The 21,067-nt window shown below is 48.3% G+C and carries 17 protein-coding genes, 2 tRNA genes and 1 other RNA gene; 15 read left to right on the top strand and 5 right to left on the bottom strand.

Annotated features, from left to right (window positions below; genetic code table 11):
* The first annotated feature begins 199 nt into the window (after window positions 1-199).
* Together AOV_RS01775 and trxB are read left to right on the top strand one after the other, a co-directional pair.
* The gene (locus AOV_RS01775) at window positions 200-808 is read left to right on the top strand and encodes a peroxiredoxin (protein ID WP_075138894.1); all 609 of its coding nucleotides are present in this window, start codon (window positions 200-202) and stop codon (window positions 806-808) included.
* 44 nt (window positions 809-852) lie between these two features.
* On the top strand, window positions 853-1,782 hold the full coding sequence (gene trxB / locus AOV_RS01770; RefSeq protein ID WP_117374406.1) for a thioredoxin-disulfide reductase: 930 nt from the start codon (window positions 853-855) through the stop codon (window positions 1,780-1,782).
* Between the two features lie 45 nt (window positions 1,783-1,827).
* Here the strand turns inward: trxB and coaD are convergent, their stop codons facing one another.
* Entirely contained in the window at window positions 1,828-2,340 is a 513-nt protein-coding gene (gene coaD, locus AOV_RS01765; RefSeq protein ID WP_117374405.1) for a pantetheine-phosphate adenylyltransferase, read from the bottom strand.
* Window positions 2,341-2,500: 160 nt separating this feature from the next.
* Here coaD and AOV_RS01760 point away from each other — a divergent pair.
* The 7 genes from AOV_RS01760 to AOV_RS01730 all read left to right on the top strand — a co-directional run bounded on the left by AOV_RS01760 (window position 2,501) and on the right by AOV_RS01730 (window position 7,173).
* A tRNA-Phe gene (locus AOV_RS01760) sits at window positions 2,501-2,571 on the top strand.
* A gap of 94 nt (window positions 2,572-2,665) precedes the next feature.
* Entirely contained in the window at window positions 2,666-3,682 is a 1,017-nt protein-coding gene (locus AOV_RS01755; protein WP_075138892.1) for a gamma-glutamyl-gamma-aminobutyrate hydrolase family protein, read from the top strand.
* A gap of 265 nt (window positions 3,683-3,947) precedes the next feature.
* Complete coding sequence (proS, locus tag AOV_RS01750) at window positions 3,948-5,225, top strand: proline--tRNA ligase (RefSeq protein WP_075139463.1); 1,278 nt, start codon at window positions 3,948-3,950, stop codon at window positions 5,223-5,225.
* Window positions 5,222-5,584 (top strand): holo-[acyl-carrier-protein] synthase, encoded by a 363-nt coding sequence (locus AOV_RS01745; RefSeq protein WP_075138891.1) that lies wholly within the window; start codon window positions 5,222-5,224, stop codon window positions 5,582-5,584. Before proS ends, AOV_RS01745 begins: the two co-directional genes overlap by 4 nt.
* Window positions 5,585-6,075: 491 nt before the next feature.
* A tRNA-Asn gene (locus AOV_RS01740) sits at window positions 6,076-6,147 on the top strand.
* A gap of 59 nt (window positions 6,148-6,206) precedes the next feature.
* Window positions 6,207-6,537: a transfer-messenger RNA gene (gene ssrA, locus AOV_RS01735) on the top strand.
* A gap of 159 nt (window positions 6,538-6,696) precedes the next feature.
* Entirely contained in the window at window positions 6,697-7,173 is a 477-nt protein-coding gene (locus tag AOV_RS01730) for a ClpXP protease specificity-enhancing factor SspB (RefSeq protein ID WP_075138890.1), read from the top strand.
* Between the two features lie 201 nt (window positions 7,174-7,374).
* Here the strand turns inward: AOV_RS01730 and topA are convergent, their stop codons facing one another.
* The 3 genes from topA to AOV_RS01715 all read right to left on the bottom strand — a co-directional run bounded on the left by topA (window position 7,375) and on the right by AOV_RS01715 (window position 11,888).
* Complete coding sequence (topA, locus tag AOV_RS01725) at window positions 7,375-9,813, bottom strand: type I DNA topoisomerase (protein ID WP_075138889.1); 2,439 nt, start codon at window positions 9,811-9,813, stop codon at window positions 7,375-7,377.
* Window positions 9,814-9,943: 130 nt separating this feature from the next.
* Window positions 9,944-11,341 carry a bifunctional ADP-dependent NAD(P)H-hydrate dehydratase/NAD(P)H-hydrate epimerase gene (locus AOV_RS01720; protein ID WP_075138888.1) on the bottom strand — a complete coding sequence of 466 codons (1,398 nt, stop codon included), beginning with the start codon at window positions 11,339-11,341 and terminating at the stop codon, window positions 9,944-9,946.
* A gap of 229 nt (window positions 11,342-11,570) precedes the next feature.
* Window positions 11,571-11,888 carry a DUF2671 domain-containing protein gene (locus AOV_RS01715; protein WP_075138887.1) on the bottom strand — a complete coding sequence of 106 codons (318 nt, stop codon included), beginning with the start codon at window positions 11,886-11,888 and terminating at the stop codon, window positions 11,571-11,573.
* 187 nt (window positions 11,889-12,075) lie between these two features.
* Here AOV_RS01715 and AOV_RS01710 point away from each other — a divergent pair, with 187 nt between their 5' ends.
* The 4 genes from AOV_RS01710 to AOV_RS01690 all read left to right on the top strand — a co-directional run bounded on the left by AOV_RS01710 (window position 12,076) and on the right by AOV_RS01690 (window position 16,821).
* The gene (locus tag AOV_RS01710; RefSeq protein ID WP_233497206.1) at window positions 12,076-12,816 is read left to right on the top strand and encodes an O-methyltransferase; all 741 of its coding nucleotides are present in this window, start codon (window positions 12,076-12,078) and stop codon (window positions 12,814-12,816) included.
* Window positions 12,817-13,199: 383 nt separating this feature from the next.
* Complete coding sequence (locus AOV_RS01700) at window positions 13,200-15,683, top strand: response regulator (RefSeq protein WP_075138884.1); 2,484 nt, start codon at window positions 13,200-13,202, stop codon at window positions 15,681-15,683.
* A 43-nt stretch (window positions 15,684-15,726) separates the two neighbouring features.
* Window positions 15,727-16,083, top strand: coding sequence for a divalent-cation tolerance protein CutA (gene cutA, locus AOV_RS01695; RefSeq protein ID WP_075138883.1), 357 nt, complete (start codon window positions 15,727-15,729; stop codon window positions 16,081-16,083).
* Window positions 16,084-16,386: 303 nt separating this feature from the next.
* Complete coding sequence (locus AOV_RS01690; RefSeq protein WP_075138882.1) at window positions 16,387-16,821, top strand: hypothetical protein; 435 nt, start codon at window positions 16,387-16,389, stop codon at window positions 16,819-16,821.
* A gap of 141 nt (window positions 16,822-16,962) precedes the next feature.
* On the opposite strand, the gene AOV_RS01685 is transcribed toward AOV_RS01690, so the two are convergent.
* Window positions 16,963-17,832: a 4-(cytidine 5'-diphospho)-2-C-methyl-D-erythritol kinase gene (locus tag AOV_RS01685; RefSeq protein ID WP_199463081.1), complete on the bottom strand. Its 870-nt coding sequence runs from the start codon at window positions 17,830-17,832 to the stop codon at window positions 16,963-16,965.
* Between the two features lie 145 nt (window positions 17,833-17,977).
* Between AOV_RS01685 and dusB the strand changes: the two genes are divergently transcribed.
* Window positions 17,978-18,934, top strand: coding sequence for a tRNA dihydrouridine synthase DusB (dusB, locus tag AOV_RS01680; protein WP_199463079.1), 957 nt, complete (start codon window positions 17,978-17,980; stop codon window positions 18,932-18,934).
* A gap of 253 nt (window positions 18,935-19,187) precedes the next feature.
* Window positions 19,188-21,041 (top strand): RNA polymerase sigma factor RpoD, encoded by a 1,854-nt coding sequence (gene rpoD / locus AOV_RS01675; protein WP_075138879.1) that lies wholly within the window; start codon window positions 19,188-19,190, stop codon window positions 21,039-21,041.
* The last annotated feature ends 26 nt before the right edge of the window (window positions 21,042-21,067 follow it).

The raw sequence follows: 21,067 nt of genomic DNA, 5'->3' as shown, positions 1-21,067 counted from the left end.
CACCTTGCCCCGCAGTCCTAACTGACAAGAACCACACATCATGGCATAGGAAAGTTGTGTGTGAGCGCACACCCATCCACCACGCAAACACGGCTCTGCAAGCTGTTGTTTTGAGGCACACACAATTGCTAAAAACTCGTTGTTGGGCACACGGCATTTGTAGTATGATCCCACAAGGTTGTTTTTGCAGAGAATTTTTATGAGTTTAGTAACAAAAGAGGCTATAGACTTCACTGCCAGGGCGGTTATGTCCAACGGTAAGGTGTGCGATTTAAATCTGAGTAAGTATATCGCTGGTAAGTGCGCGGTGCTCTTTTTTTACCCGCGGGATTTTACTTTTGTGTGCCCTACTGAGATATTATCTCTACACGGCAGAGTACCCAAGTTCACTGCGCGTAACACCGAGGTTATAGGAATAAGTACAGATTCTGAATTCGCACATTGCCACTGGCGCAACACCCCCGTAGAGAAAGGTGGAATAGATATGGTAAGCTTCCCCTTGGTAGCCGATGATTCACATACTATATCGGAGAGTTACGGGGTATTATACGGTGGAAAAGTTGCTCTAAGGGCAACTGTAATAATTGATGAGAATTTTATAGTTCGCCACCACTCGGTGAATGACCTACCGATAGGAAGAAACATCGACGAAGTGCTCAGAATCGTAGATGCAATAGCTCACCACAAAAAGCATGGTGAAGTGTGCCCAGCGGGGTGGACCGAGGGAAAGGCAGCCATGGAAGCAACTCAGCACGGCGTTGAGCACTATTTACAGTCCCACGCGGATAGCCTGGGCCCTCAGGAATGACGGGACGACATCCGCAAGCTAAGGCCCCTGTAAAGGTATTAGTAATGGGCTCCGGTGCGGCGGGGTGTACTGCCGCAATCTATGCTGGAAGAGCAAATTTGGAGCCTCTACTGGTAACTGGAATGCAACCTGGGGGCCAACTGACGATAACAACCGATGTTGAAAATTATCCGGGGTTCTCGCTGGTGCAGGGCCCAGAGCTAATGGAGCATATGAAACAACAGGCGCTGCATTGCGGTGCTACCGAGGTGATGGATGAGATAACACAAATAGATGCCAATGTGTACCCTTTCAAGTGCACTAGCATGTTTGGGGAGGAATACTACGCGTATAGCATAATCGTCGCGACCGGGGCACAGGCTAAGTGGCTTGGGATGGATAGCGAGCAATTTTTTATGGGAAAGGGCGTATCCGCCTGCGCCACCTGTGATGGCTCGTTTTTTAAGGGAGAGGTAGTGGCGGTAATAGGCGGTGGGAACACAGCGGTCGAGGAGGCAATTTATTTAACACGGAGCGCAAGTAAAGTGTTTTTAATCCACAGGAGAGACAAGCTGCGTGCAGAGGCCGTCATGCAGAACAGATTGTTTGAGAATAGCAAAATTGAAGTCGTGTGGAACAGCGTAGTAAAGGAAATACTTGGTGACAAGGAAAACAAGAAAGTAGCCGCGCTGTTATTGGAATCCACACAAGACGGAAGCACAAGAATCCTGGAAACCTCGGGCGTGTTCATAGCAATAGGTCACAAGCCGAACACCCAGGTATTGGCCGATATGCCAGGGCGCCACGTAGAGCTAGATCCAGATGGTTATGTGGTCACCTCCCCTGACAACACAGCAACGAGTTGCCCGGGAATATTTGCAGCCGGAGACGTGCGCGACAAAGTATATCGCCAGGCTGTAGTAGCCGCAGGTACGGGGTGCATGGCGGCGCTAGATGCGGAAAAGTTCCTATCCGAGCGTGGAATCACTTCCTAACCGGAACAAGGCCGAAGCCTACGCCTGCCCGCGGTGAATATAGCCTCAGGTGGCACATGGAGCTTTGGAGTAAAACTCTACAAGATATTTTTTCACGTTTTCCGACACAAACGTGCTTACATCCCCGTTAAGGCGAGCAACCTCCTTAACAAAACTTGAGGAAATAAACTGAGTATCTTTCGCAGCTGGCAAAAATACAGTCTCCACTCCAGGAACAAGTTTGTAATTTATCCAACTCATTTGAAACTCGTAATCAAAGTCAGACACTGCTCTTAACCCGCGGATGATGACCTGGGCACCCCTACTTTGAGCAAAGTAGGTCAGCAATCCATCGAAGACTTCAACCTTTGCACTAATTCCAAGATCCTGCATCTCACGCCCTATCATGGCCGCACGCATGTCTGCAGAGAATATAGTCTCCTTTACCACGCTTTTCGCAACAGCAATAACAAGCTCATCCACCAGGTTGCTGGCCCTCTTGATTATATCTATGTGCCCAAATGTTATGGGATCGAAAGTCCCGGGATATATACCTAGCCTTATTGCCACAACTTCCACAAAACAGAGGCGATCGAGGGGATTATATCTGACTCATACAGGAATTATCCACTACATTTTTAAAGTTTATTTTCCTTGAACGTCAATTATTAACACATATAATGGCATGGTTAGGAGCGGGCTACGTACTGTCCACAATGCGTTGCTTGCAGCATTGTCTGGCTTGGTAGCTCAGTGGTAGAGCGGAGGACTGAAAATCCTTGCGCGCTGGTTCAATTCCAGCCCAGGCCACACTCCGCCTGTTCTCCGTTCTCTGCCTTAGTGCTTTTGTTGCATTGGAGTACTATTGGGAGAGAGAATGCCCAGCCGTTGTTATACTGTTTCGATGCTTGTTAGGATTGTGTTCTGTGCGTTGCTGTGCTGCGCCGCAACGCTGCCAATTTCACCGCTTCCTGCCGCCACATCGGGAAGTGAAGGCAAAGTAGCAGTAGGGTTCTTGCAAACCGAAAAGGAAACTTACCCAGAAGAACTCACTTTCTCTCACAACATCGCTGAAATGTTCACAAAAATGGGGGCACGCGTTGTGCGCGTGGATTATAACACGATCGTGGACTTTGCACGCATCAGAGAAGCATCCCTCAAGGAAGCCGCAGGAGATATGTCGAAGGTTCGTGAGCTAGAGGCAGGCAAGATAAAGCGTGAGGTCGCAGATTTTCTGAAAAAGGAGGGGATTTCGCGAGTGTTTATACCTGGCAACTTCTACAACCTGGACGCGGAACCTTACCCCCCTACCCCTAATCGGCAGCTAGTCACCGCCGCAATTGCTGAGATAGTGCGTGAAAATTCAAACATTAGGCTCATGGCTGTGTGCGGGGGCTTGCAGGGCATCGTACATGCGATGGGTATCAAGGTTGTAAGGGTGTGGCACCTGATACACAAAAACCAGGCAGCGTCTCATGCCATATCTGGGGATGGCCCACATAGTAGCGGCGCTGTCCTACATAAGTTGCGGGTGGCACCCGGTAGCAAGTTGGCGAGCATAGTCTCCAAGTACGCACCCCTGGACGGAGACGGCTGGCCCTATCTGTTTTTCCCAGACTTGCATGGTGGGGTAGTAAGTAATGACCAGAAAAACATTCAGAAGCTAGAATCCCTGGGCTATAGGATAGTTGGGTATTCTGACGATGGTATTATAGAAGCCTTGGAGGATATGCATGGCAACATACTATTTCAAGATCATCCCGAGGCGCTTGCGATATATGCTCTCGACAACAATTTAGCTTCACCGGCCCCCCATGGCAACGGTATAGAGGAGGGCTCCGAAGTCCGCACTTATGACTACGAAAGATACAGGTCTGCTATGGCTGCATTGCTGATAATGGAAGACTTTTTGCACAACTAGGAGATGACGAAGCACCCGCGCTGCGGCACGGCATGCATGGGTGTGCGTAAGCCGTTGCGGGGCTTGTGTACGCGCATTGAAGGTAACTAGCGCAGTTTGCGTGCGTGACAAGCCCGCTACAAATCGCGGAGCGTTAACCACAAACTGTATGTTGCTACCATAAATAACGCTCATGGAGGGTGTTAGCAGCTGACTACCAGCCTCAATTTTCTTGACTGTAGCATTTGTATATTGTACTGGGGGTAAGTTAGCTGGTATTAATTATATGCGCCTCTCTGAGTGCTACGTGCCTACTATGAAGGACGTGTCTTCCGATGTCGTAGTTGCCTCCCACAAATACTCACTACGAGCCGGTTTAGTTAGGCAGAACGCCTCAGGCCTATATACGTGGCTGCCTCTTGGGCTCAAGGTCTTAAGGACGATAGAGCGCATTGTACGGGAGGAAATGGATTCAAGCGGCTTTTTGGAAATCCTCATGCCGTCTGTGCAGCCCGCAGATCTGTGGCGTGAGTCGCTGCGTTACGATTCTTACGGGCCAGAGATGCTTCGCATGCAAGATCGCAGCGGTAGAGAGATGGTGTTTGGCCCCACGCACGAGGAAGCCATCTCCGACGTAGTGCGTTCATCGCTGAAAAGTTATCGCGATCTGCCAATTAATCTATACCAAATACAGTGGAAATTTCGTGACGAGTTGCGTCCCCGACATGGCATTATGCGCGGAAGGGAATTCCTAATGAAAGACGCCTACAGCTTTGACGTTGATTTTGAAGGTGTAATGAGGTCATACGAAAACGTGTTCTCGGCATATTTTAGGATTTTCAGGCGCCTTGGACTAGTACCCATCGCAGCAAAGGCTGATAGCGGGGCCATTGGGGGCAGCATTAGCCACGAATTTCACGTGCTCGTACCTACCGGCGAGAGTACTGTGTATCATGATAAAAGAGCCTTGGACCTCTCCAAAAATGATTACTGCACTACCGAGGAGATTGCAAGCGTGTATGCCGCAACAGAAGATGCGCACGATCCGCAAAATTGTGGGGTGGACCCGAACGATCTGCAAGTTTCTAAAGGCATAGAGGTCGCCCACGTTTTTTACCTTGGAGATAGGTATTCTGCCCCTATGAACGTGAAATTTCACGACAAAAACGGAAATAGCGCTCACGCTCTGATGGGATGCTATGGAATAGGAATCTCCAGGCTCGTGGCAGCGATTATTGAAGTATTCCATGATGATGTAGGCATAAGATGGCCAGAATCTATAGCCCCTTTCAAAGTGGGAATAGTGAACTTGCTGACCACAAATGAGGATTGCAAAACAACCGCGGAGACCATATATGCCGCCCTTGCTGATAGCTCGTTGTACGATGATAGCACAGACAGCCCCGGAGTGAAGCTCGCAAGGATGGACCTATTGGGGATGCCTTGGCAGGTTATTATTGGCAATTCTTTTGTAAAGGACAAAGTGGTGGAATTAAAAAACCGCGCCAACGGAACAACGGAAAAGTGTGCCGTCGATGCCCTGATTGCAAGGATGCAGGCGTGATAGTAGGCATAGGGGTAGATCTGGTATCCGTAAGAAGGATGCAGCAATTACTGGAGAGATTTGGCAACAGATTCACTACCAGGGCATTCTCCGAAATTGAGATACGTGATTCCCTGCAATACAAAAATGCACATGCGGTGGCAAGGCACTTTGCCAAAAGATTTGCGGCGAAGGAGGCATATGTCAAGGCAGTTGGGCTTGGATTCGGACGTGGAATAGAAATGCGAGGCGTATCCGTATTCAATGATGCTTTAGGAAAGCCAAGAATTGCCGTAAGCGGCGATGTCGGACACAACATAGAGCTTTCACTGAGCGATGACGGCGAGTATGCCATAGCTTTTGTTGTCTTGCATGTGTAAAGATCAAAAGATTGGCTGAGCGGCGCAATCCGGAAACGTGACCAACCCCGAGAGAGGATGCTGCAACACTATCTAGCCCACAGAAGCGGTAATGGGCATCGGTCGGCAGTTTAGGAACGCAGACCGGCTCTGGAGGCCTACAATCTCGTATCACTGCAAATTTCCAACATATTGCAGAGCCAATGCCTGCCCATCCACTCTATAATGGTCACAATCTTGTGGATAAAGGCGTTCAGCGTTGCCAAGTGAGTACCGGGTTTACTAATGTGATGGTCTCAAGTTCAGCTCACAGCAGTAAGCTTTGCTATTTAGTACCTACTACTGGGCAGAGTGCTGCTCCGCACTTCACAGTAGTCACAGACAGCAGCGCGCGGTGACCCCTGGTAATTGCTCACAAATTTTGAGTAATAGAGGATGCGCGGGCTATATGGCACAAGTTTTTGTTGCACACCAGAGGGGACAAAATGTATTATGGTCCCGCTTCATGTTGTTCCCTGGTAGCTCAGTGGCAGAGCAGCTGGCTGTTAACCAGTGTGCCGTTGGTTCGAATCCAACCCGGGGAGCTTGGGCACAACGTTTACGTGCGATTTCTGGTAGCATCCCCTCTTGCATTTCGCAGCATGTGCTTGACTTCCACGCCTATTGGTAATACAATCTGCCCGTGGTTTCACTATGGCAATAAAGGCTTCTTGGAATAGGCGTTTTGGACCCGAGGGCAGTGCTCGGCATCTCCACTGTTGCTTTGTATGGGGATGAAACAGGATAGACAGACGCAATAAAGGAGACAGCTTTTGCTCGGTGGGAATTCCAGCCGTATAAGTGGGTCATTTTTATAAGTGCAAACGATGATTTCGTTGCCGCTAATGATAACGTGGAAACAGCTTTCGTAGCTGCTGCCTAGTTTTGTCTTTAGCGCGGTTTTGGGGGCTTACCGGGCAACAGAAAAGTCCCCGCAATGCGCATGTGCAACAACTCTTAAGCGGAGATGTGTTTGCATGCTACACCCTAGCTAATCTCCGTCTTGTTTTCTGGCACGATTGTGGTATCCTGCTGCTCGGCAGGCAGCGCTTTGTTCAGCTGGCTGTGCGGGTGCTTTCTGGTGCGAGGTTTCAATGAGTGATCTAGTAGATTATCGGAGACTGGTTTACGCTGCGATGTGCAGCGTAGTAAGGGAGGCACTGGACTTTGTGTCCAAACTACCTTCTACTGGAGAGGTGCACATCACCATTTCATTCCTCACTGGGTACAGCGGGGTTGTGCTACCCGACTATCTGAGAGCACAGTATCCAGAAAATATGACGGTCGTTCTTCAATATCAATTCCGTGAGTTATACGTAAGCGATAGTTATTTCAGAGTCATCTTGAGTTTCAAGGGCAAGGAAGAGTGCATAACGGTGCCTTTTAAGGCTGTGGTAAAATATGTCGACATGTTAGCCAATTTCTCCCTAGACTTAGAGCAGTATGGCGACCTAGAGTTCGGAATGGATGCTGATTCTGATAATGACGACATTGCCGAGTGTTCACCAACAGATACGGCGCACACGGTACGAGATAACATAATCTTTATAGACAAATTCCTCAAACACTAAGCCCGTGTTGGCTTCTGGCCAACACCCCAGGGCGGATAGGTGGCTGAACGCCGCACATGGTTCATCAAGCAGAGGACTTCTTGAAGCCGCCTTCCCCATCTTCCAAGCTGCCCAGCCCAAGGAAAAACTTGGGCCCGCAGGGCAACCGCGCGGGGCCAGCCACACCACCCCCGCCGCATCTCTCACACAGAGACAACGCTGTTATGCTTTCTGATTCAGCAGAGACACGGCATCTTCCAGTGTGATGTCACCACCTTTCCCCTTGATAGCAACGTTTCTGTCGCCACATTTCAGGTAGAAACCGTACCTCCCTTTGCATACGTATATTTCCTTACCGTTGTCGTGCAGCCCCAGAAGCCTAGATTTCTTCTGCGCCTGGCTGTCTATAACACTCACCGCCTCTTCAAGAGTCAAATTCCAAAAGTCCTCTCTGCCCTTTACGGAAAAATACGTTCCCCCATATAGGACGTACGGACCAAACCTCCCGGTTCCAAGCTTTATGTCCTGCACAGTATCGGGATAATTACCCAAAATTATGGGTAAAGACAGGAGTTTTTTTGCCACATCTAAAGTAATTTCTTTGATACCCCGTGGAATGGCAACACGCTTTCCTTTTGCATTATTCCCAAGTTGCAAATATTCGCCATATGGGCCATTCTTGAGAACAATTTCCTCCTGGGTTGCATCATCCAGACCTAAAACTTTAGGAAATTCATCTCTGCAGACACCAGATTCATCGCCTATCCCCCTGGTATATTTGCATTCAGGATATCTATTACAGCCTAAAAACGCCTTATACTTACCGATGTTTAACATGAGCTCACCCTTCCCACAACCCGGGCAAGATCTATCCACTACCTCACCAGAACTGGATGAAAATGCGTACCCTTCCAGATCTTTGGTAATAGACTTCAATATCTCGCTGACCTCAATACCTTTCACCGTACTGACATCAGAAATAAACTTGTGCCAGAATCGCCGCAACACCTCCTTCCAGGCCATGTTACCGTTTGAGATGAGGTCCAGTTCTTCCTCAAGATTGGCGGTAAAGTCATACTCTACATAGCGACTGAAAAAATTGGTCAGAAACGCGTTGACTATTCTCCCCCTCTCGCTAGGAACAAATTTCTTTTGTTCTAACTGCGTATACCCCCTCTCCTGCAAGACAGAAATGATCGCTGCATACGTAGACGGCCTGCCTATCCCAATTTCCTCCATCTTCTTTACCAAACTTGCCTCACTATACCTGGGAGGAGGCTGGGTAAAATGTTGGTTCGGAGAAACTTCTACAAGATTACAATCCTCCCCTACCTCAAGTTGCGGCAACATATTACGTTTGTCATCATCGTCGGTGCCATATACCTTCTGGTACCCATCAAAACCTAGGCTGGAACCGACAGCATGCAGAACCACAGTGCCATCCCTTGACTGGATATCTACAACAACCTGGTCAATCACCGCAGACTCCATCTGGCTAGCCATGGTCCTTCTCCATATCAGGTCATACAGCTTCAGTTGGTCATCACTAAGGTATTTCGCTAGACTGTCAGGAGTCATCGTGATGTCAGTGGGGCGTATGGCTTCGTGGGCTTCCTGGGCATTTTTTACCTTCTTCACATACTTTCGCGGGGATTTGGTCAGATACTTATCGCCAAACTGCATCTTAATTGTGTCACGAATGTAAGATATCGCTTCAGTGGAAATATAAAATCCATCGGTACGCATGTATGTTATTAGCCCGACAGTTTCTCCGCCAATATCCACACCCTCATACAGCTTCTGGGCAACCATCATGGTGTTTTTTGCCGAGAAGCCGAGCTTAGTGGAAGCTTCCTGCTGCAAGCTAGATGTAATAAACGGAGGATAAGGATTGCGCTTGGTCTGTTTTGCCTCCACAGAGGCAACATGATACGACCCCTTCCGCACATGCTCAGCTATAGCATTAGCGCTGTCAGCGTCAGGGATGGCAAACTTACCCAGCTTTTCCCCATTGTAGTGCTTCAAAGTTGCAGTAAGTTCCTCGCCGCTCTTATTCTTCAGCAGCACTGCAATATCCCAATACTCTCTTGAATCAAACTGCTCTATCTCGTGCTCCCGTTCGCAAACCAGCCTCAGCGCCACCGACTGAACCCTCCCGGCCGATTTACTACCGGGAAGTTTCCTCCACAGCAAAGGGGAAAGAGTAAAGCCCACCAGATAGTCCAAAACTCTACGAGCCTGTTGCGCGTGAACTAAATCCATGTTGATGCTTCGGCAATCATTTATTGCCGCATTAACTGCCCTTTTGGTCACTTCATTAAAGACCATTCTATTAACCGCAACGTCTTCTCCAATCGCGCTGCGTTCGCGTAATACCTCAACTATGTGCCAAGCTATAGCCTCACCTTCACGATCAGGGTCCGTCGCCAAATATATGCCGCTCTTTTCCGAACTTACGGTTTTGACAATTTTATCAACATACTTCTCCGACTTGGGAATAATTTCGTAAATCATACGAAAGTCATCATCGGGATCCACAGAACCACTCTTCGCTGGGAAGTCCCTCACGTGGCCAAAAGAAGCTACTACCTTGTACTTTCCCCCTAAATACTTGGAAATAGTTTTCGCCTTAGAAGGAGATTCTACAATAACCACGCCCATCACTAAACCTACATGAGAAAACCGCCCCTCGCAGAAGCTAGCAACCTAATATTATAAAATAAAGTCCTTGGAAAGGATTTTTGACACGTAGACTACAGGTGGGGTATCAACCACCAGCCCGTACGAAAACCTAAGCCGCTCCACCAACCAGAAGAGTAAGTTCCCTGGGAATCTGCTGTATTATGTCATCAGCGATAAGCCCAATTCCGTACCGCTTCCCGCATTCACCGTGTATCCACACACCACAACACGCGGCAGCAAATTCTGGCATCCCCGCAGCAATAAGTCCAGTAATAATCCCCGCAAGCACGTCACCACTCCCAATGGTAGCCAAAGAGCTGGGTGCGTTGTTGTTCACAACCACGCTTCCGTCTGGCTGAGCAATCACGGTATCATGCCCCTTGAGTACGATTATTGCCCCAGATATTCGCGCAGCGGCCCTAGCCCTCTCAACAACATTTCCTTTCAAATCCGGAAATACTCGCTTAAACTCCCCTTCGTGAGGGGTCATCACAATATTCCCCCCAGCAACGCGCGATAGTAGCATGTCAGGGTCACTTTGAAAGACAGATATGCCCCCAGCATCTAGTACGCACTTTTTGCCAGAGTTAAGCGCAACAAGTACCTTATACTTGAGCGCATCGTCGAGAAGGTCACCACCCGGCCCGATCAATAACGTTGTGACTCTAGAGTCACTAAGCACCTCCTCATATGGCTTATACATCACTGCGGTCAGAGCATGCGCGTATAGACAAATCTCCTCATCTGCACAGGCAACAGCAACCGCGCCGGATCCTATCCTCAAAGCCGCCAGAGCTGCCAGCTTTACCGCCCCAACAGACCGCACTCCTACAGAGCATACAGCTGCATATCCTCTATTGTACTTGTGCGATCTATAATCTGGCTTGGGAATTAGCGCCCTCCACAAATCTGGAGTATTGCGAAAGGCCTGAGTCCCATTCACCGCCAACCCTATGTCCTTAATGCGTACCTCACCCGAGTGGTATCGGCCCGGGGAAATCACATGCCCAAACTTCAGGCAAGAAAACGTAACTGTAAGATCAGATCTAATCGCGGCCCCCATGACTTCCCCCGTATCGCTATTGATACCGCTCGGCATATCCACAGCCACGACGTATTTACCACTTGAATTTATTTTTGACGCAATTTTTTGCAAACCCTCATCCATAGGGCGAGAAAGCCCTATACCAAAAATAGCATCCACAACTACATCTTCGTGTATGGAGAAGCTCTCTGGAGCCAGGGCAGGCACATTCTTGCCTTTAACGCCCCCACGGTAGCTGAGTACTCTAACGGGCCATCCACTTTTTTCAAGCAATTCCGCAACCACCGCTCCATCTTTGCCGTTATTGCCCGGCCCACACAAAACTAGAACCGGTCTTTTGGAAAAATACCTAACCATCTCCTCAACCACGGCAGCCCCGGCCCTGAGAATCAGCTCCTCAACGGGCACATCAGAACCTTGCTCAAAAACCCTGAATTGCGCCACCGAAAGTATCAAAGACATCACACAACTCATGAAGGAGCAGGAGAGCTATACAGCAGAACGCGCGCGTACACAACCCCTACTCAAATTACAGAAGAGCCGGAACTGAACAGGGCTAGCACGCCAACACCCCCCAGCAACACAGTGTTGACAACCCGCAACACCCTACACAGCCCCTAGGCGCCGGGGCAACGGAACCCCCGACGGCAGGCACCCAGAGAGCCCACAACCAAGGCCCATACTGGGAAGGCTAAGCGTACTCGTCTTCGTCAGACTGCACTGTGCTGCTGGCCTCATTAGGAACGTCCCCGGCGACACTACTCCTCCTCCTAGACACCGCGGCAGACATAGACCCGGCCTTGACACGCTCAAAATCCCTACGCCTCTTGTGCCAGCCGTAGGTGTACATCACCATCTTGTTCTCTATGAGCACTATAGCCCCGTCCGGATACACAACCATATCCATGCCCCTCTTCTGGGCCTCGATAAACTTTTCCCTGTACCTTTCCCTATACGCAGGATCGTCAAAGGCTGACATCCCATCGCTACCAGCATCGGCCCTAGACATCACACACCCTCAGACATCTTACAGCTGTACAATGCGCACAAACACTCATTACGACAACACCCCTATTCTAAAACTCATCGCCAGCATAAACCACACGCGCCATGGTAACACAAAATAGGCTTTGACAAACATATGAATATGGACACATACCACATTTTTTTGTAGTAGTGACAATTTTATCACCATATTGCTCCATGAACCTGGCACTCCAACGTTGTATTTTTTCGAAAAACCCAGTAGGCTCGACCTCAGTTTTCGTAATGAGGCACGAATGCGCAGCGTTTCGCTTAGCAAACAGCTAGACTATATGGGTAGGCTTTTTGGGGTTGATGATAGTGACGCGCTGTCGGTCCATGCATCGGCACCCGATGGGTTGTGTTTGGCACAGCTGGGTGTCGCCGAGGGCCAGCTATTGCAATTCCTAATCCAAGCCACCGGTACTAAATCTGTAGTGGAGGTTGGAACATGTGTGGGTTTTTCGGCCCTCTGTATGGCTAGGGCCCTGCCTCCAGAGGGGCGTGTATACACCATAGAGAAGGATAGCCAGCTTGCACTCACCGCGAAGCAAAACATTGAGAAATGCGGAATGGCAGACAAGATAACTGTAATTTGCGGAGACGCGCTACATACACTCACTGACTTGGAAAGTGCAGCCCCGTTTGACATGATGTTCATAGATGCAAACAAGTCTGGCTACTGTGACTATCTTGATTGGGCCGAGACAAACATAAAAAAGGGTGGGCTTTTGGTTGCCGATAACGTATTTCTCTTCGGCACAGTGTTTGATGACGCGCCGTCAGGAGGAGTTTCTTCAAGCGCGCATATCAGCATGCGGCACTTCAACGAGCGATTATCTAATAAGCGGGACTATCTCGCCTCCGTAATTCCGACTGAGGAGGGAATGTTAGTTGCACTAAAACTGAGATGAACAGTGTCTCGTATAATTGCGCGTATAGGCACTAAACCCGCGCTTCACCTTGGTTTTGCGCTGGCAAGTCAGTCTTGAACGGCCCAGCACAGGCGCAGCGAATGTAAGCAATGCACGCCAGGGAAGGCCATATGGCATGTATATACAGCTTTGGTACCACACTACAATTTCTGCTAAAAAGTTGCAGTACATTGGCTTGGGTAGCAAGATCATAAATCTGGTCTATTAATGCCATGTGCGTGAAACAATCTCTAGTTGGTGTGAAATCCAGTTTGCCTTTGTTGCGGGTACGTATTATTGTATGGGCCCGGGAGGTTTGAATTGCGGTATGTACGCACACGTTACCATCTTCACCTCGGCGTAGCGCATGGTAGGGGTTCTAGGTGAAAAAGAGATACACCGACAACGAGCAAAATAACAAAGTTGATTTCGTAGAACGAGATTATGGAATCTCGAAGATCAAGGCCGCAACGGTTGTAATCTTGCCTCTGCTGTGTGTTTTTAGCATATACCTATTCGGCATCGAGAATGGGTACGTGAGCATGGTATTCAACTGCTTGTTCACAAGCGCAACTGTGCTGGTTATCTTGCAGAAGCTTAATCGATACCCAAAGATAATCGCCACTATAGAATATCAAAACATGATTTTTGCAAACGCACTAAACCATGACACCGAGTTTTGTCTCATACTAAAAAGCAACGGAAATGTGGTTTACTCAGATGCAAGATTCAATGCAAGATTCAAAAATCTGGGGCGGCGCCCACTCAACCTCTTTAGCATATTGAAATTAGGTAACCTGAGCGAGGATGAAATAGCGAGATTTCTCGGTGCGTTAAAGGACAAATCGCCAGTACGCACTTATTTTTCTGTCGGCAAGAAAAATTCTGTCTCTAATTTTTCTCTAATTCTTGATCCAATCGCAGACAATCCGCAGGTGGATGTTGAGCAAGAGGCAACGTTCAGGTTGCTCTTGAACCCGCTCTCGAGGCCGCAGGATTATTTTGTCCTAAAGGCAATGAAGATCACCAAAGAGGAGGTGCACGAGAGGCTATTGCACAGACACAAAGTGGGGTCGTACCTACTCAATCAGGATGGAGTGATCATCTCCGCAAACGAGAATTTTTTGAGGATTTTCGAGTTAGAAGCTATAAAACGCAATACGCTGTTCTCTGATTTTCTCAGCAAAAATCAGTCTGATGCTGCGGAAGATGAAGCGGTGTTTATCACATCTACCGGCACCATGTTCAGGGCTCATGTAACCCAGGAAGTATTCTACGACAAAAGTAATAATAGTTACACGTGTGGGTTGCTTACTCCGAAAAAGTTTAGCCTTACGGACTATCAGTTAAATCCGTGTTTCATTCACGCCCCAATTGCTATGGCCCAGTGTGATTTGGACGGTAAGATTATAAAATACAACAAAGCCTTCGAAGCGCTAACAGATGGGCAGAACCAAGGGTACATATTTGAGCATGTTACACCCGTACATAGCAAAAAGATAAAAAAATACCTGCAGGGTAGTGCAATTAATAATATGTCTATCGAGGGGCAGTTGTGCAACAAGACCTACGTAAAAATATATATGAACAAACTGGTGCACAACAACGAAATATCGGTCGTGTGTTACATCACTGATAGTGCAGATAGAAAGAGTTTGGAAACACAGCTGGAACAATCGCAGAAATTGCAAGCGATTGGCCAATTGGCGGGAGGCATTGCACACGATTTCAATAACATTTTAACGGCTATCATAGGATTTTGCGACTTATTGCTTATACAGCATCCTGCAACCGACCCTTCTTTTAGGGATATAATGCAAATCAAGCAAAATGCAAACCGCGCAACCAACCTGATTAAGCAGCTTATGGCCTTCTCTAGGAAGCAAACGTTGCAACCCAAGATACTCGATATTAACAACATAGTTGCTGATCTATCACAAATGATAAAACGCCTGATCAGCGAGGATATAGAGCTCAAGATATATTATGATAACAACATCGGCCTGGTGAAGGTGGATATGTGCCAGCTGGAGCAGGTTATAGTGAATATGGTAGTTAATGCAAAGTCAGCAATGAACTCTGGAGGGGTGTTGACTTTGCGCACTTATAATCTGCAAGTTGATGCATCCACAATACCCAGAGGCATGTTCGTTCCAGACAAAGACCAGGTAGAACATGGAGAGTACGTAGTGCTCGAGGTTATCGATACGGGCCATGGTATGGATAAGCAAATTATCAAAAAGATTTTTGACCCGTTCTTTTCAACAAAAAGCGAATCCTACGGGACCGGGTTGGGATTATCTACAGTATATGGAATAGTAAAACAAACAGGCGGGTATGTTTATGTCCACAGCAAGGTAGGAGAGGGCACCAAATTCATGATACTCCTGCCCCGTGTGTATTTGGCTGAAGGTCAGAGAGTTGAAGAGCACTTACTATCTAGCGAGCTTCCAGAGGCGGGCCACTTTATGCTTGAAGAGGGCCAAGAGTGTGGCAACTCAGCCTCTGTCCTCTTGATAGAAGACGAAGACCCGGTGCGGGCGTTCACGTCCAAGGCGTTGTCAAAGAGAGGATTCCGAGTTATAGATACAAATTCAGGTAAGGAAGCTATCGAGACAGCAAAAAGCACACACATAGATATAGTAATAAGTGATGTTGTAATGCCAGGCACCAGTGGGCCAGAGACCGTTGCTGAGATATTAAAAATACAACCAAACGTCAAGGTGATGTTCGTATCTGGGTACGCAGAGGAAATATTTCATCAGCACAAAAACATCAATCTGGATGAAATGTTTTTCTTATCAAAGCCGTTCACACTGAAACAGCTGCTACAAAAGGTGAATGAAGCTCTTGCTTGCAATAGATGAGCCAAGGGTGCACAATCCTGCTGGTTAGTTTTATCGGCTCAGCATGGAAGACGGATTGTCTATCGTTTATGCCACATTCCCTGATTATGACACAGCTTACAAAATCGGCTCATCTCTCCTGCAGGACGGCGTGGTGGCGTGTGTGAACATATTCTCCAATGTTACCGCAATGTATATGTGGGATGAAGAAATGAATACCAGCGAAGAGTGCGTAGCGGTTATGAAGACGGTAAAGAGCCTCGGAGAAGAAGTGATCAATAGGATCTTGGAGCAACACCCTTACGATGTACCTGCATTATTTTCTATAGACGCCGAAAGATGTAGCCTCGCATTTTTGGAGTGGGTAGCATTGCGCACTGGTACGGCTATGCCCCCGGAAATACCTATTGATAAGCCTTAGACTCACACGGTGCGCATGCTCATCGGGTCCGGATGGCTGTTTATTCCCGATGTGTAAAGCACTAGGCAACTCTGCATCATTAAACAAGCCGCACAGCTTCCGGGGACACCTTGCCGTAGCACAAAACGCTCGGGAGCAGTTGAGTTTTGAAGTGCGTGATGTGAAATGCTCCGTCACGCGGATGTAACTCGCGCATACTTAATAGCTACCTTAAGTTGCAGCCGCAGGAGCCTTGATGCTAATACTTGCATGCAAAAGAAACGGGATGTACAATCCTGAAGGCTATTCTAGTTTGGAGTCGGTATGGAAGGTAACCCAATCGATGTGGAAGGTGGCTTGCAAGACACTGGTAGTGTCCACGCCCAAGAAGCCCCACCACAGGACTCTTCTTGTTATTATATACTAAATGCCATTTATGAAGTAGGCGCGTGTGCCCTTTCCGTATTGGAAGATTATTATAACGCCGTTATCGACGCACTTTTTGGTGATAAGGAAACTTTGGGAGAAGAAGCAACGCTTGACACTATGCAAGAGTATGAGCCCCTGTCATCCAAGTCTCTTGTGCATGCGGAAACCCGCAGTCAGCAGTTTGCAGATTGGGTAGCATCCCTTGCGCACCAGGCGCATGAGCTCTCGCCGTCAGATGTTGTTGAGCACGTTGAAGGCCACAGCCGCAAGTTTGTAGATTGGGCATCGTCTCTCGCCCAATGGATGGGTGAGCAGTCTAAAATTGAGTAAGTGTTTTGCCCGTGAGCTTGGTTAGGAGGCCGGGCATGTGGCAAAGCCGGAGCGTTGCGCGGGGCCGGTGGGTGCGTGGTTGTCTGTAGGGCACCATGTAAGGCATGCAGCAGTGGCCTTTTTGCAGCAGCTGTACCAGCCTTATTGGGAAATCTCTGTTCCGTGTACCCACCATTCCGGGTACCGGCCTTTCAGGTATTCAACCCCATTGTTTGCAGCCTCGCTGTCCTCAAACAGCGCAAAGCATGTGGCCCCGCTGCCGCTCATCCTGGAAAGAATACACCCTTCTAAAGACTGCAATTCTGCCAGGATTTTTTTCACCTCAGGCACCAGTGATATTGCAGTTTCAGCCAGATCGTTTCGAGACCGCATAACCAGGCTCAGCAAGCCATCGGAGGTCTCTGGTGGGCTACCTACACTCTTCGAAAATTCCTTGCAGGCATAGGCATCGAACACGTTTCTAGTACTCAGACATACACCACTCGGCCTCACCAACACAACGTAGTTTGGCAACCTAGCATATGGTAAGAGCTTTACATTCTCTCCCACCCCGCAAACAAATGCCGTTTTGGATTGTAGGCATACGGGGACATCACTCCCCACAGATGCTGCAACGCCGTGCATACCGGCTTCACTAATACCCCAACTCTTGCCAAGTAGACGTATAATAGCCGCCGCATCGGCGGAGCCACCAGCCAGCCCGGCAGACACGGGGATGTTCTTGGTAACTTTAACGTATACATTCTTGGCAACACCTGGAGCACATCTTCTTACTAGGTGCCCTATAGCCCTTTGCACGGTGTTATCGTGCTTGCTTATTCCTGAAAACTGCACAAACTCCACACCCCTGTTCTTTGACCCAATTTCAACCTCGAGCGTATCGTACAGCTTAATGAAGGCGAAAACGGACTCCAAAACATGATATCCGGATGTAGACTTGCCCACCACATGGAGAAACAGGTTTATCTTCGCCGGAGCGTTTATTAGGTACTTAGACATTACTCCCTGCACTCCTGGAGGTGCCCACCTCTAGCACGGCCACAACTGCAAGTCAATATTAAAATCTTAAGCACCCATCGTACGATGTTTTATTCAGTGTTGCTACACATATAGTTATGGTGGTACCATCTGGCTCGCACAATTCATAAAGCTGCCAATGAGACAACTCATATCCGAGTGCCCAGTAATTTTGGCACCAATGTCAGGCATCACTGATATGCCTTTTCGGTCTATCGTCAAGGAGCTCGGTGCGGGGCTTTTGGTCTCTGAAATGATCGCCAGCCGAGCTATGATAATAAAAACGCGGCAAAGTCTGCAAAAATCAGACGTCGGGGCAAATACTGCCGTACAGTTGGCTGGATGTGTGCCTGAGATTATGGCAGAAGCAGCAAAAATTAATCAAGATATGGGCGCAAGGTCAATAGATATCAATTTTGGCTGCCCGGTGAAAAAGATAGTAGACGGCCATGCCGGCTCTGCGCTCATGAAGGACGAGGTGACAGCTGCAAAAATAATGGAGAGCGTGGTAAAAGCGGTGACCATTCCTGTGACCGTCAAAATGCGCATGGGCTGGAGCGCAACAGATCTGAATGCACCTAGGTTGGCAAAAATAGCTGAAGATGTTGGTATAAAGATGGTTACAGTGCACGGGAGAACCAGGACCCAAATGTTCAGCGGAGCTTCAGACTGGAAGTTTATCAAGTGCGTGAAAGATTGTGTTAAGATACCAGTGATAGCAAATGGAGATATACGCACTCTTCAAGACATAACCAATGCGTTAAGTCTTTCTGGTGCAGACGGGGTTATGATTGGGAGAGGGGCATACGGTAAGCCTTGGCTCATAAAACAAGCACTACACTTTATGAAAACAAGGGAGGAGTTGCCCGAGCCTTCGGCGAGTGAAAAACTTAGAATAGTGCTGAAGCATTACGACAGTGCGGTAGATTACTACGGGAAGGACATAGGCGTGAAGATTCTCAGGAAACATCTTGGATGGTACAGCGCTTCCAACACAGGCTCTGCATATTTCAGGGCGCAGATTAATACAATGAGTGACCCGGTGGCGATAAGAGAAAAATTGTTGGAGTTCTTTGGAGCTAGTGGAAATGCGTGATGTGGGGTCGCAAATTGTTGGACACTGTGCTAAATATATGGTAGGAGGGACCTCCGCTGGTGTCGTTGTTACAAGAGTATTGCGTGCTTTGTGCTCTCGCCGGAGGTGAAATGGTGCTGTGCTTGGCCTGGTGTTTCAACCGGTGCCCTGCGTGTAGGGCGCGGCCCGTATTTCGCTGATTAGCGGTTCTTTTGGGTGTCCCTTGCGTTCGGATTGCCCGCTGATTATTTGGTTTTCCTTTGTGGGATTCGTAATGGATAAAGAACTTGTCAAAAATCTCATAACTAAAGGCATTAAGCAAGGTGGAGTAATTACCTTTGACGACATAAGCGATGCACTGTCAGATGATGACGTCGTTTCTTCTGAAAATATCGAAGAAACCATATCCCTGCTGCAGGATTCTGGAATAGGCGTGCTAGAACAGAGTGATGAAGAAGAAGCCGACGCTGCGGTTTCTGAGGAGAATGCAGCAAAGGACGAAGAGGATGAGTCCGGAATGCGGTCTTTAGATTTTGGCCAAACGGATGATCCCATACGCATGTATCTGTGCGAAATGAGCTCGGTAGAGTTGCTCTCCAGAGAGGGAGAAATAGAAATCGCAAAGAGAATTAAGTCAGAAAAAATCAACATGCTGCGGTCTCTGATCGAGGCTCCGCTAGTACTGCGCACTTTTATGTCATGGAGGGATGACCTGGTAAATCAGCAGGTAATGCTCAGGGACCTAATAGATCTGGATGCAAATTATAGGGGGGGTGCCCCTCAACAGGAATTTGAGGAAGGAGAAGAATACGGGGAACGAGAGATGGCGGAACCCGGAGATGGTGATGTGAGCAGTGAAGGAGTAGATGATGAAGATGAAGGAGAAGGGGAAGACTCCTCAGCTGGCAACGCTTCAATTTTAGAGATGGAAAGCGCGCTCTTGCCAAAGGTGATTTCCATTTTGGATGCAACTATAGAATCCGCAGAGAAAATCCTGGAGATGAAAAAGCGGAAAAGGGATTCAGGAAGATGCGATGAGAAGGCCTATAATGCGCTACATGAAAATATCTGGGAGCTTATCTCTCAGATGAAGCTCAGTGACCCAGCAGTTTTGTCTGTAACCCAGCAGATCTATAATCTCAGTAAGGCCATAGCAGCAGAGGAAGCGGCGCTCATGTCGCTTGTAGAGAGTTATGGGGTGGACCGCAAAAGTTTCTTGGAGGCATATAACAATAATACAGTCTTTGAGCAGGCCGATACTTCTCCTGAGTGGAAAAACCTGCTGGAAAAAGAGAAGAAAACCCTCACGGAAATACAAAACAAGGTGCGCTTGTTGTCGGGCGAGGATAGCCCAGGTAGCTTTAAGGCCCTAGTCGCGAAAATCCAAAAACATGAGAGAACTGCCAACAAGGCGAAACAGGAGATGATCAAGGCAAACCTTAGGCTTGTCGTATCGATTGCTAAAAAATACTCCAACCGCGGCCTGCAGTTCTTGGACCTCGTACAAGAGGGCAACATAGGGTTGATGAAGGCCGTGGATAAATTTGACTACAAGCGTGGGTATAAGTTCTCCACATACGCTACCTGGTGGGTCAGGCAGGCCATAACAAGAGCAATAGCTGACCAGGCCCGCACCATCAGGATACCAGTACACATGATCGAAACCGTAAATAAGATCAATCGCACATTAAGGCAGATGTTGCACGAGATCGGCCGAGAGCCAACACTAGAAGAGTTGTCTGCTAGGCTCGGCATGAACGTGGAGAAAATCCGCAAAGTGATGAAGATTGTAAAGGATCCGGTAAGCCTTGAAAGCCCCATAGGTGACGACGACAGTAGCACATTCGGTGATTGCATAGAAGATAAACGGGCTGTGAAGCCGGAAAATGCCGCGGTACTTGCAGATCTGCGCGAGATAACCACAAAGGTGCTATCAACCTTAACTCCCAAGGAAGAGAGAATTCTCCGTATGCGGTTTGGTATCGGCAAAGGGGGGAAGGATCACACACTGGAGGAAGTGGGAAAGCTTTTCAACGTTACCAGGGAGCGCATCAGACAGATTGAGGCGAAAGCGCTGCGCAAACTGCGGCATCCCAGTCGTGCCAGGAAGTTACGCGGCTTTTTCTAGTGTATGTTGTTAGTGCGGCAACCATG

Origin of the sequence: Anaplasma ovis str. Haibei, assembly GCF_002214625.1 — a bacterium.
In the GTDB taxonomy this organism is placed as follows: domain Bacteria; phylum Pseudomonadota; class Alphaproteobacteria; order Rickettsiales; family Anaplasmataceae; genus Anaplasma; species Anaplasma ovis.
This window is presented reverse-complemented; position numbering and strand designations above follow the sequence as displayed.

Bases quoted from the DNA above. Each gene is read 5' to 3' on its own strand.
- AOV_RS01775 (WP_075138894.1), top strand. From the start codon at position 200: ATGAGTTTAGTAACAAAAGAGGCTATAGACTTCACTGCCAGGGCGGTT.
- trxB (WP_117374406.1), top strand. From the start codon at position 853: ATGGGCTCCGGTGCGGCGGGGTGTACTGCCGCAATCTATGCTGGAAGA.
- AOV_RS01755 (WP_075138892.1), top strand. From the start codon at position 2,666: ATGCTTGTTAGGATTGTGTTCTGTGCGTTGCTGTGCTGCGCCGCAACG.
- proS (WP_075139463.1), top strand. From the start codon at position 3,948: ATGCGCCTCTCTGAGTGCTACGTGCCTACTATGAAGGACGTGTCTTCC.
- AOV_RS01730 (WP_075138890.1), top strand. From the start codon at position 6,697: ATGAGTGATCTAGTAGATTATCGGAGACTGGTTTACGCTGCGATGTGC.
- topA (WP_075138889.1), bottom strand. From the start codon at position 9,813: ATGGGCGTGGTTATTGTAGAATCTCCTTCTAAGGCGAAAACTATTTCC.
- AOV_RS01720 (WP_075138888.1), bottom strand. From the start codon at position 11,341: ATGTCTTTGATACTTTCGGTGGCGCAATTCAGGGTTTTTGAGCAAGGT.
- AOV_RS01715 (WP_075138887.1), bottom strand. From the start codon at position 11,888: ATGTCTAGGGCCGATGCTGGTAGCGATGGGATGTCAGCCTTTGACGAT.
- cutA (WP_075138883.1), top strand. From the start codon at position 15,727: ATGGAAGACGGATTGTCTATCGTTTATGCCACATTCCCTGATTATGAC.
- AOV_RS01690 (WP_075138882.1), top strand. From the start codon at position 16,387: ATGGAAGGTAACCCAATCGATGTGGAAGGTGGCTTGCAAGACACTGGT.
- dusB (WP_199463079.1), top strand. From the start codon at position 17,978: ATGAGACAACTCATATCCGAGTGCCCAGTAATTTTGGCACCAATGTCA.
- rpoD (WP_075138879.1), top strand. From the start codon at position 19,188: ATGGATAAAGAACTTGTCAAAAATCTCATAACTAAAGGCATTAAGCAA.